General features: G+C 71.0%; 12 protein-coding genes and 1 tRNA gene. 7 read left to right on the plus strand and 6 right to left on the minus strand.

The features are described 5' to 3' along the window. Positions 1-17: 17 nt before the first annotated feature. Positions 18-89 (plus strand) — tRNA-Val (locus ABZ385_RS09025). Positions 90-182: 93 nt separating this feature from the next. Here ABZ385_RS09025 and ABZ385_RS09030 read toward each other — a convergent pair. Then, the gene (locus ABZ385_RS09030; RefSeq protein ID WP_358698947.1) at positions 183-1,526 is read right to left on the minus strand and encodes a tetratricopeptide repeat protein; all 1,344 of its coding nucleotides are present in this window, start codon (positions 1,524-1,526) and stop codon (positions 183-185) included. 321 nt (positions 1,527-1,847) lie between these two features. Between ABZ385_RS09030 and ABZ385_RS09035 the strand changes: the two genes are divergently transcribed. The 4 genes from ABZ385_RS09035 to ABZ385_RS09050 all read left to right on the plus strand — a co-directional run bounded on the left by ABZ385_RS09035 (position 1,848) and on the right by ABZ385_RS09050 (position 3,976). Further along, on the plus strand, positions 1,848-2,198 hold the full coding sequence (locus tag ABZ385_RS09035; RefSeq protein ID WP_358910579.1) for a hypothetical protein: 351 nt from the start codon (positions 1,848-1,850) through the stop codon (positions 2,196-2,198). Positions 2,199-2,298: 100 nt separating this feature from the next. Next, the gene (locus ABZ385_RS09040) at positions 2,299-2,781 is read left to right on the plus strand and encodes a hypothetical protein (protein WP_358910581.1); all 483 of its coding nucleotides are present in this window, start codon (positions 2,299-2,301) and stop codon (positions 2,779-2,781) included. 85 nt (positions 2,782-2,866) lie between these two features. Then, positions 2,867-3,532 carry a class I SAM-dependent methyltransferase gene (locus tag ABZ385_RS09045; RefSeq protein ID WP_358910582.1) on the plus strand — a complete coding sequence of 222 codons (666 nt, stop codon included), beginning with the start codon at positions 2,867-2,869 and terminating at the stop codon, positions 3,530-3,532. 78 nt (positions 3,533-3,610) lie between these two features. Further along, a complete protein-coding gene (locus tag ABZ385_RS09050) occupies positions 3,611-3,976 on the plus strand; it encodes a cupin domain-containing protein (protein WP_358698955.1) in 366 nt (121 codons plus the stop codon). 194 nt (positions 3,977-4,170) lie between these two features. On the opposite strand, the gene ABZ385_RS09055 is transcribed toward ABZ385_RS09050, so the two are convergent. Next, positions 4,171-4,530 (minus strand): hypothetical protein, encoded by a 360-nt coding sequence (locus ABZ385_RS09055; protein WP_358910584.1) that lies wholly within the window; start codon positions 4,528-4,530, stop codon positions 4,171-4,173. A gap of 114 nt (positions 4,531-4,644) precedes the next feature. Between ABZ385_RS09055 and ABZ385_RS09060 the strand changes: the two genes are divergently transcribed. Beyond that, positions 4,645-4,866 carry a DUF2277 domain-containing protein gene (locus ABZ385_RS09060; RefSeq protein ID WP_358581757.1) on the plus strand — a complete coding sequence of 74 codons (222 nt, stop codon included), beginning with the start codon at positions 4,645-4,647 and terminating at the stop codon, positions 4,864-4,866. A 341-nt stretch (positions 4,867-5,207) separates the two neighbouring features. Here the strand turns inward: ABZ385_RS09060 and ABZ385_RS09065 are convergent, their stop codons facing one another. Continuing rightward, the gene (locus ABZ385_RS09065; RefSeq protein ID WP_358910586.1) at positions 5,208-5,822 is read right to left on the minus strand and encodes a VTT domain-containing protein; all 615 of its coding nucleotides are present in this window, start codon (positions 5,820-5,822) and stop codon (positions 5,208-5,210) included. A gap of 262 nt (positions 5,823-6,084) precedes the next feature. Between ABZ385_RS09065 and ABZ385_RS09070 the strand changes: the two genes are divergently transcribed. Further along, entirely contained in the window at positions 6,085-6,633 is a 549-nt protein-coding gene (locus ABZ385_RS09070) for a superoxide dismutase family protein (protein WP_358700623.1), read from the plus strand. A gap of 66 nt (positions 6,634-6,699) precedes the next feature. Here ABZ385_RS09070 and ABZ385_RS09075 read toward each other — a convergent pair whose 3' ends face one another. From ABZ385_RS09075 to ABZ385_RS09085, 3 genes are all read right to left on the minus strand, one after another. Further along, a complete protein-coding gene (locus ABZ385_RS09075; protein ID WP_358581751.1) occupies positions 6,700-7,152 on the minus strand; it encodes a DoxX family protein in 453 nt (150 codons plus the stop codon). Positions 7,153-7,201: 49 nt separating this feature from the next. Continuing rightward, positions 7,202-9,193 carry an FAD/NAD(P)-binding protein gene (locus ABZ385_RS09080; protein WP_358910610.1) on the minus strand — a complete coding sequence of 664 codons (1,992 nt, stop codon included), beginning with the start codon at positions 9,191-9,193 and terminating at the stop codon, positions 7,202-7,204. Between the two features lie 219 nt (positions 9,194-9,412). Continuing rightward, on the minus strand, positions 9,413-9,793 hold a 381-nt coding region (locus ABZ385_RS09085), incomplete at its 5' end, for an IS5 family transposase (protein WP_358910588.1).

A 9,793-nucleotide genomic window follows, 5' to 3' on the forward strand; every position in this document is an offset into this window, starting at 1 on the left:
GGCTGTCCACTCGTCCCGGGCGCGTAGCTCAGGGGTAGAGCGCCTCCCTTACAAGGAGGATGTCGGCGGTTCGAAACCGTCCGCGCCCACCGGGAAGTACGGAAGCAGGCAAAGCCTGCCTCGGGGCCCCTCGACCGCGATCGGTCGGGGGGCCTTTTCGCGTCTGCCTGGAGATCTCGCGCCTACCGCGGCAGCAGCCTTGCCGGGGTAATCGGACGGGCCCGCTCGAACAGGTCACGGGCCGCATGGTTCTTCATGAACGGTCGGATGCGGCTGTGCATGGTCCGGATACGCTCGTCCGCCCGCCCGGATTGCAGGCTTGGATAATCCTCCAAGGCGAGAGTCCAGGTCCGGCAGGCGGCTTCAAGGTGCCCTCGTTCGAGTTGCCTTTCGGCGAGGGTGCAGCGATGCCGGACCCTGGCACGGCGATAGATGCTCTGCCGAATCCGGTCCGACTGTTCCATGGCTTCGATCGACCCGGCGACGTCGCCGAGTTCATAGCGCACTTGGCTCGTGTGATAGAGCAGCGACGACGGGTCGTAGGAACCGAAGGCCTTTGATTGCGACTCTGCCTTTTCCATGGCCACTTCGGCTTCCCGTAGGTACCGCTGTGCCTGCACCCGCTCGCCTGTCTGCGCTGCCGCATGGGCTTGCTGCCCGACGAGAAAGGCGCGCATGCGCGGGCCGGCTTGCGGTGCGGCAGCCGCTGCGGCGTCCGCGAGACGCATCGCTTGGGCGCCGTGCCCCAAATCGACCGCCTGAACACTCATCCCTCGGAGGGTGGTGCAGAACGTCAAATGATCCTCAGAGGCCCCGGCGAGTTCAAGTGCCTTCAGGTAATACCGCTGGGCCAGTCCGTGAAGCCCCTCGTCCACCGCCATATAGCCCGTGAGATAACAGAGATCCGAGACCGCGCCCATCATCGCTTTGCGGACGGATTGAGGTGCTTCCATCCGGAGATAGGGAGCCGCCGTGTTAGCCAGGAACGCGGCAGCCATGGGCCGGGCCGCGCGCCCCCCGAACTGGTCATCCAGTTCAGAGATCCGCTCGGTCATGGCGGAAACGGCTTGGACGTCAGCCATCCCTATGCGCTGGACATCGTTCTTCTGGACGGCTTCCATCCTGCCGACGACGTCCGGCCAATTCGGGACGGTCAGCGCAACGGAGAAGAGACCGACCCCGAGAACGCTCCTGCGGGACGGGTCCATGTCTTGCCTCCCCAGGTCCAACAACCCCTCCACCGTACTGGGATGCGTGAGGTGCCGATCGGCGGGAGCCGGGAACCCGGCCTCACTGTGCGTCACCGGGCGCCGCAACCGGCGTGCGAGCGCTTCCAGGATCAGCGGGCGCACATCCTCTTTCGGCAGGTGTCCTTTGAGCCACTGATGAACCGAGGGCTCTCGGTACCGGAGGGGTGTCCCGCGCTCCGTGCCCAAGCGGTTGATCTCCTGCGCGAACTGCCTCAGCGTCCACCCGCTTTCCCGGTGCAGCCGCTCAAGCCCCGCGTTCGGTTCGGGATTGCCCACCGGTCCTCAACTCCCGCACTGTGAAGGTCGCTTAAAGCTCTTAAGGTCTGCTCTCTGCCGCCACGGAACCGCTGTGTGTAGTGGCACGGTTACCTGGTGCGAACAGAGAAGCCCGCAAGGGACGCCGCCACAGCGAAGGGCCCCCGATATGGATCATCACCCCGCCCACGAGACTGATGACCTGGCCGAGTTGGTCGCCCTGATACAGGCGGGCGGGTTCTGGCGTCTCGCGCCGGAGTGGGTGCCTCGAAGCGGTTACGTGATGCCCACCCGGCCGGTCCTGCTCGCAGTCCGTGACGGTCTGGAGCGAGAGGGGCCGCTGTGAACACCCCTGAGAACCCCCGTGAGCACCCGCGTGTGTGGGAGCCGGGGGAAGCCGTCCAGGACGCGCGGACGGGTCGTGCGGGGCGCCCGGGCATGGTGAGCCGTCGGCCCGAGCCGTACGGGAACACCGGTCTCGTTGTCGGGCTCAAGGTGTACGAGTCCTCACACGACATGGTGGGCGTGATCGCCGGGTTCGCCCCCGGCGGGATCGTTCGCCTCATCCGGCCGACCGGCTACGCCTGGTCGTCCCCCTGGACCCGGGTGCGCCCCGCCACCGACCGCGAGAAGCGCCAGCTTGCCGCCCTCGCCAAGCTCCACCGCACGCGTTGCACGGGTCTCGCCGTATAGGCCGGCTCGCAGCACAACCTACGAACTCCCCGTCCAACCAGGGAAGCAATGGGCGGGTCGGCAAGTGCAGCAATTCCCGATCGCAGGAGGAGACCACACCATGACCACCGCACTGCAGACGCGGACCCGCGATCCGCGCAACATCCTGAATATGCTCGAATCCCGGGTGCCCCACCTGGTCGCCGGCGTGGGCGTGCCCGACCTCTGGGAGCGTGAGGTCCAGCTTCTGCTGCGTGACAGCGTCGCCGTCCGGAGCCTCACCGAACGCATTCTGGGCCAGGGCATCGCGTACCTGGTCACCGCCATGGAGAACCCCGGCGTGGACATGGGCGTCGGGTACACCGTCGATATCGGCGTGCACCAGCTGATCCTGGACACGCCGCTCTACTTCGCGCTCTGCGAGGAGTACAACGGCGGGAACTACAAGCACCACGCCCCGCTCATCGAGCGGCGGCGCGACGGCACGGTGACGCGCACCGCCGAACTGATCCGGCGGAACGGATTCACGGTCGACGGCGAGCTGTGGTCGGTCGACGCGTCCGACTGCTCCCCGTGCGACAACAAGGTTCCCGACAGCCACTGAACCGGCACTAGAGTGCCTGCCCCCGCCCTCCCCCCCCGAGGACGGGGGCGCCGCCGCGCTCCCCACCACACAGCGAGGAAGCCCGTTGCCCGCACAACACGACATCGACGCCGAACGCGAACTCTGGGACACCTTCGCCGAGAGCACGAAAAACAAGGTGTTCGAGTCCGATCCGGCGTTCTGCTGGACCCAGTACTCCGGCCACGGTCCGGGGCCCGAACTCCTCGGCACGCCGACAACAGCCCTCGAAATCGGATGTGGCACCGGGCGAGCACTGGCCTACCTGGCACAGCGGGGGGTCAAGGTGACCGGCTTGGATCTCTCGCCCGTCATGGTCGCCCATACCGCCGAACGCTGGGGGCCGCTGGGGGCACAACTCGTGTGCGGTGAAGTCCTGGACCATCTCCGGAAAAGCACCGAGACGTACGACGCCATCTATTCCATCTTCGGCGCCGTCTGGTTCACCGACCCGGCCAAGCTGCTGCCGCTCGTCGCGCAGCGACTCGCCCCCGGTGGAGTCTTCGCGTTCTCCCACCCGCCCGCCATCCCCGGGGCGTACGGCCCCCAGGGCATGTACAAGGGCGGGTTCGCGGGAAAGGCCATGTACACGTACCGGTACGGCTACACGCCCCGCAGGTGGACCGGCTTCCTGCGCAAAGCCGGTTTTGCCGACCCTGACGTGCAGATCCTCGACGCCCCCACGCCCGGCCACATCGGCACCCTGATCGCTCGCGCCACAAAGCCGCTGTAAGTCCCCCAAGTGGCGCCCTCCGTTTGACAGACGGACGATGGAGTGAAAGGGGCGGCCCGAGTGGAGGAGGAGATCGTCATGATGGAGGTCAAGACGGTCGAGAAGCCGGATGAGCGGCGCGATTTTCCGCGGGGGCATCTGGAAGCCGTCCATCTCACGGGGCTGGATTTCGCCGTGGGCACCTTCGAGCCCGGCTGGCGCTGGTCGGAGTCCGTGGCCCCGCTCGCGGGCACCGAGAGCTGTCAGATCCACCACAACGGCTACGTCGTCGAGGGGCGGATGCATCTGCGCATGGACGACGGGGCCGAGAGCGAGGTCGGACCCGGAGACGTCTTCGTGTGCTCGCCCGGTCACGACGCCTGGGTCGTCGGCGACGAAGCGGTCGTCCTGTACGACTTCGCCGGCGGCATGGCACAGGACTACGCGCGAGCGGCGGAGGGATAAATCCACGGTTCTCGGCCGTGAGTCGTGAGTTGTTGGGGGCGTCATGTCAGCTCGGCAACCTCCCCCGCCCCCGGACTGGGGGCGGCGGCCCGGTCCCGCGTACCGGTGGCCAACGAAACGGCCACCGGTACGCGGGAGGCGGCCGGGCAGGTGACCTGCCGGATCATCGACGTTACGCGTTACGCCGCCGCCCCCTAGCTTGCGGGCCCGGGCTCGTCCGGCGCCTCGTGGGCGTGTTTGAGGGCGGCCCGCGCCGCGACCGCGTCGGGGCCGGACAGCTGTTGCCAGTAGCGGTGGCAGGTCACGGAGACCGCCAACTCCCGCTCCCGCGCCCGCAGTTTCTCCACCTCGGCCTGTTCCTCCGACGTCCAGCCGGGGGAGGCGGACCGTTCCACGCTGCGCCAGCCGCCGGTGTCGCTGAAGCCGTCGTGGGGCGCGACCGACCAGGGGAGCCGTTTGAGCAGCGCGAGAAGCTCCGAGCGGACCTGGTGCAGTTCCTCCTGACCGGCGAGGAGGTCACTCGGGAAGTCACGGGCGGAAGGGGATGCGGGCACGAGGAGAATGGTACTCCTGTTCGAATTTGTTGTGCGAGTGACACCCGGGTCATGCCGGAGTTCGCCCCATCCGGGCGTATGGAGGCCGGGGGAGCACGGTGGCAAGCTGGAGGCATGTGCCGAAGCATCAAGACGCTCCGCCCGCCCGCCATCCCCGAGGACGCCACCGAGGAGGAGATCCGGGCCGCCGCGCTTCAGTACGTGCGCAAGGTGTCCGGGTTCCGCGCCCCGGCCGCGCACAACCGCGAGGTCTTCGACCGCGCCGTCGAAGCCGTCGCCGAGGCGACCGCGCACCTGCTGGACGACCTGGAGGTACGCGGCGCCCGCGCCTCGTAGAGCGGGGATCGGCCGGTCGTCGTCCGGGCCCGCGCCTAGTAGAGCGGGGGTCAGCCTGCCGTCCCCGGCGCCCGCGCCTCGGGAGCGAGGGGTCAGCTGGCCGTCGCCCGGTCCCGGCGCCTCATAAGTGGGGTCAACCTGCCGTCGCTCGGCCCGCGCGCCCCGTAAATGGAGGCCGGCCGGCCGCCGCCCGGGACTCGCACCTCATAGGCGGGAGTCAGCCGGTCGTCATCCGGGCCCGCGCCTTGTAGACCGGGGGTCAGCCAGCTCTCGCCGGGGCCCGCACATCATGGGCGGCGCCAGTCACCCCTCGCCCCGGCCCGTGCCTAAGTCGGCGAGGGTCAGACCGCCCTCGTCCGGGGGCGGCGGACCAGGAACGCCGCTGCCGCGCCCGCCGCGAAGAGCGGCAGCAGTGAGACGCCCGTGGCCAGCCAGGTCGCGCCGAGCCACTGGCCGCCGAAGTAGCCGAGCGCCACGCTGTAACCGGCCCAGGCCAGACCCGCGAGCGCCGACCAGGGCAGGAACTCGCGCAGCCTGCGATGGGCCGCGCCCGCGCCGAGCGAGACGATCGAGCGGCCCGCCGGGGCGAAGCGCGCGAGGACGACGAGCGCGCCGCCGCCCCGCGAGAGCGCCGCGCCGAGACGTTCCTGCGCGCTGGTCAGCCGGCGGGAGCGGGCGATGGCGCGGTCGAGGCGCTCGCCGCCCCGCCAGGCGAGGCGGAAGGCGGCCATGTCACCGAGCACCGAGGCCGTGGCGGCGCTGAGCGTCAGCAGCAGGATGTCCGGGACGTTGTGCGGCACACGACCCGTGCCCGCGGCGGCCGCGGCGGTGGCCGACATGATGACGAGGACGCCGCTCGGCAGGACCGGCACGAACACGTCGAACAGGACGGACAGGGCCACGACCGCGTAGATCCATGGACTGCCGGTCAGCGCCCCCACACTCTCGACAAGCACCACAACTCCCCGTGACTCCCCGATCGGCAGCGCGTTGCCGCTGTGTCCCGGGGAAACGGCAGGGGCGGCCTGATGACAGCTGTACAGCGTACGCCGCACACCGTGCCGTAGATCCACTGGGGGCCCGGGTATCCGCCGCATCACGTTCACCCGGCTGCCCCCTCCGGCGGGGCGCGCGGCCTCGGAATCCCGTACGAACGAGGCAGGACGAAGGTGGCCGCGCGATTCCACCCACGGCAGGCGCGAACGACAGGAGTTAGTGATGGTGGCAGCGACACTGGTCGGCGCCGTGGCGGCGGCGGTACTGGCCGCGGGCGGCCTCGGCGGCGGCGGAGCCACATCCCACGAGGTGTTGGCGGAGGGGCGGTTCGCGCCGCCCACGGCGTTCATCCCCTCGCCCGCGGTCACCTACGACATGCGGCTGGTGCCCGCGGCGTCCTGGATCCTGGTGCGTCAGCACGGCGACGAGCGCGGAACGACCGTCACGCTGCGGGTCAGGGGACTGAAGCCGGGACACGCGTACGGCGTCCATGTGCACCGCAAGCCGTGCGGCGCGCGCCCGGAGGCCTCCGGCGGCCACTACCAGCATCGCGTGGACCCGGTGCAGCCGTCGAAGGACCCCGCCTATCTCAACCCGCGCAACGAGGTGTGGCTGGATTTCACCGCCAAGGCGGACGGCACCGGTTCGGCACGCGCGCACCACCGCTGGGGCTTCCGGCCGGGCGAGGCGGCCTCCGTGGTCCTGCACCGCGAGCAGGGCGGCGCGGGCGACCGCCTGGCCTGCTTCACGGTGCCGTTCGAGCCGCGCTAGCACCCTCTCGTACGTAGGGACGGACGTGTACAGGCGTACGAGAGGGTGCTGGCGGTCGGGAGAGGCTCAGGCCGCGATGGGTGCCGGCTCCGAGGGCTTGTCGTCCTCGCGGGCGCCGCGCGCGGCGAGGAGCCGGTCCAGGCCGAACGCGCCGGAGCCGGTGAAGACGAGGAGCAGCATCGCCCAGCAGAAGATCGCCGAGGCCTCGCCGCCGTTCTCCATGGGCCACAGGGCCTCCGGCTGGTGGACCTTGAAGTAGGCGTAGGCCATCGAGCCGGACGAGATGAACGCCGCGGCGCGGGTGCCGAGGCCGAGCAGGACCAGGCCGCCGCCGACGAGCTGGATCACGGCCGCGTACCAGCCGGGCCAGGTGCCGGCGTCGACGGTGCTGCCGTCGCCGCCCGCGCCGCCGAGGACGCCGAAGAGGGAGGCGGCGCCGTGGCAGGCGAAGAGCAGGCCGATCACGATGCGGAACAGCCCGAGGGCGTAGGGCTGGGCTCTGTTGAGGTGTTCGGTCATGGCAGGGGACTCCTTCGGTTGGGGACGGGAACCGAGCGGAGGCCCAAGATTAGGGGTACCTAATTAGTGCTTGCAAGTTCAACATTTGGTCAGCCTGGGACTCCGGGGATTCCGCTTCGGGGGCCGGCCGCGGTTGTCCGCCTTCGGGAAGGGCCGCGCCGGCGTCCTCGGCGGCGGCGCGCAGCGCGGCCCGGGCCACCGCGTCCGCGTCCGACAGCGTGACCGAGTCGACCCCGGGCCGGGCGCCGGCCGCCGTCACCCAGTGCACCCCTTCGGTGGGCACGCCGAACGCGAAACGCCGCGTGTGGACCCGCCCCTGACGGTCGATCAGGTGGTAGGGGCGCGGTGTCACGTCCAGGCCCCCGGTCTCGTAGCCGTCGACCACATGGGGGCGGCACCGGCCCGCTTCGAGGAGGTCGCGCAGCAACTCGTCGGCGGTGCGGCGCACGTCCGGCTCGGGCAGCCGGGCCTCGATCAGTGTGGTGACGCGCACATCGGAACCCGGCACGTCCGGCGAGTACGCGAGGAACGCGCCGCCGTCGGGCCGCACGGCCAGGCGCGGGCCGAGCACGTCCAGGACGCCCGCCTCGACGAGCGCCGCCATCTCCTCGATGCGGCGGCGCGGCGGGCCGATGGAGAGGAAGGCGTTGAGCGGCGTGTACCAGCGGTCCAGGTGCGCGCGGCGGGAGGCGCCGGACAGGCCGCCGTGGTCGACGATCCTGCGCAGTTCGTTGCGCAGGTCGCGCAGGACGTCGAGCGCGGCCTTCACCGGGCCCGCGACATTGCCGAGCGCGGCCTGCGCGGCGTCCTCGCGCAGATGGGCGAGGAGCCAGCTCCGGTGCTCCTGGGGGGTGACGAAGGGCCGGTCGGGGTGCGGCCGCGAGAGCCGGTCCCAGGACCAGCGGTCGGCCTCGGCGATGCCCGCCGCGTCCAGCAGCGCGGCCTCCTGGGGGCTGCGGTGGGCGGTGGCGAGAAACCTCCCCCGGAACTCCTCGGGGTCACCGCCCCGCGCGGCGATCAGCGCCGCGTAGTGGACCGTCTCCACCTCCTTCGCGACCAGGGGCCATATCTCGTCCAGGAAGTCGGGGGCGTCACCGCTGTCCGCGCGCTTGCGGAAGCCGGCTATGACGTCGTCGGTGAGGACGGCCGGCTCGTGCCGCCCGTAGGGGCCCTTCGCGTTGTCCCCGCGCGCCTGGTACGGAACGCCGCGCCGCGAGCCCGCGTACAGCCGCGGCTCCCGACCGGAGGGCTCATAGCGCAGGGCGCCGTCGGGGGTGCGGGTGTAGCGGCCGCCGCGACCGCCGGTCAACAGCGCCATGTGGTCGAAGAAGTTGAGGCCGAGGCCGCGCAGCAGGACGGGCTCGCCGGGGGCGATCGCCGTCAGGTCGAGGTCGGCGGGGTTGGCGGGCGCGAAGTGGCGCAGGCCGTGCGCGGCGGCGTGCCCGGCCAGGCGCTCCTCCTCGCGGTCGGCGCGGGTGGGCAGATGACCCTGGGCGAGGACGACGGCCGAAAGGCCGGTCAGCTCGCGGCCGTCGTCCAGTACGAGGTGCTGCGTGCCGTCGGCGGCGGTCTCGTCGAGGCGCACGGCGCGCGCCGCGTGGACCTGCACGCGGACCGGCCCCGGGGCGCCGCGCACCGTCTCGGCGAAGACCCACTCGAGGTAGCGGCCGTAGCAGGCGCGGCTCGGGTAGTCGTCGGGCCCGAGCCCCGGGACGCGGCCGGCCGCCGCCCACTCGTACAGGCTCGGTCCCGGCCGGATCGGGCCCGAGCAGTCCACGCTCTCGTCGGTGAAGAGGGTCACCTGCGAGGCGACGGTGTTCATCAGGAGCGTCTCGGGCTGCGCCGTCCGCCAGACCTGCCCGGCGCCCGGCGGCGCGGGGTCCACGACGTGCACCGTCAGCCGTGTCCCCGGGGCGAGGAGCTCGCCCGCCGAGGCGCAGAGCCGTTCGAGCACGCTGGTGCCGCGGGGGCCCGCGCCGACCAGGGCGAGGGCGACGGTCGCCTTCGGTGCGGGCGGACGTGGCGCGGACGGTCGCGGCACGGGCAGAGATGCGGACAAAGGCGTGACTCCCGGTGCATAGAGAACGCTTGGTGAACGCTGGAAGCGGATGGTCCGCCTCATCATGCCGCCGTGACCCCGGATGCCGAACCCCGCACGGAGGATCCGTCGGAGGGTGTGGGGTGTGTCACGTGGGGCGCGAGGGGCTCGCCGGGTGAGCCCGGCGAGATCCGAAACATGCCCTAGGGCGTGTCCGCAAAGTCAGGGCAGCCAGACCAGTAGGCAGGCGAGGGTGACCATGGCTTCGTAGTGGCGGGCGCGTTTGTCGTAACGCGTGGCCAGGGCCTTGTGGTGCTTGAGCCTGTTGAAGCAGCGCTCGACGACATTGCGGCGCCGGTAAGCGGCCCGGTCGAGCCGGCAGAGGCTCTCGCCTCGGCGGAGGCGGCCGTTGATCTGGTCGATCCGCTCGGGGATCGCCGCCTTGATGCCGCGTCTGCGCAGGTAGGAGCGGATCTTCACGGACGAGTAGCCCTTGTCGGCAACGACCCGCTCCGGCCGGGTCCTGGGCCGGCCGGGCCCGCACCGCTGGATGCGGATACGGGCCATGACCGGCTCGAACTGGGTGCAGTCGTTGACGTTTCC

The sequence above is a fragment of the Streptomyces sp. NPDC005898 genome (genome assembly GCF_040629635.1).
Lineage (GTDB): Bacteria > Actinomycetota > Actinomycetes > Streptomycetales > Streptomycetaceae > Streptomyces.

Excerpts from the sequence above, each read along its gene's own strand:
- ABZ385_RS09050 (WP_358698955.1), top strand. The coding sequence starts at position 3,611 with ATGATGGAGGTCAAGACGGTCGAGAAGCCGGATGAGCGGCGCGATTTT.
- ABZ385_RS09040 (WP_358910581.1), top strand. The coding sequence starts at position 2,299 with ATGACCACCGCACTGCAGACGCGGACCCGCGATCCGCGCAACATCCTG.
- ABZ385_RS09070 (WP_358700623.1), top strand. The coding sequence starts at position 6,085 with ATGGTGGCAGCGACACTGGTCGGCGCCGTGGCGGCGGCGGTACTGGCC.
- ABZ385_RS09075 (WP_358581751.1), bottom strand. The coding sequence starts at position 7,152 with ATGACCGAACACCTCAACAGAGCCCAGCCCTACGCCCTCGGGCTGTTC.
- ABZ385_RS09060 (WP_358581757.1), top strand. The coding sequence starts at position 4,645 with ATGTGCCGAAGCATCAAGACGCTCCGCCCGCCCGCCATCCCCGAGGAC.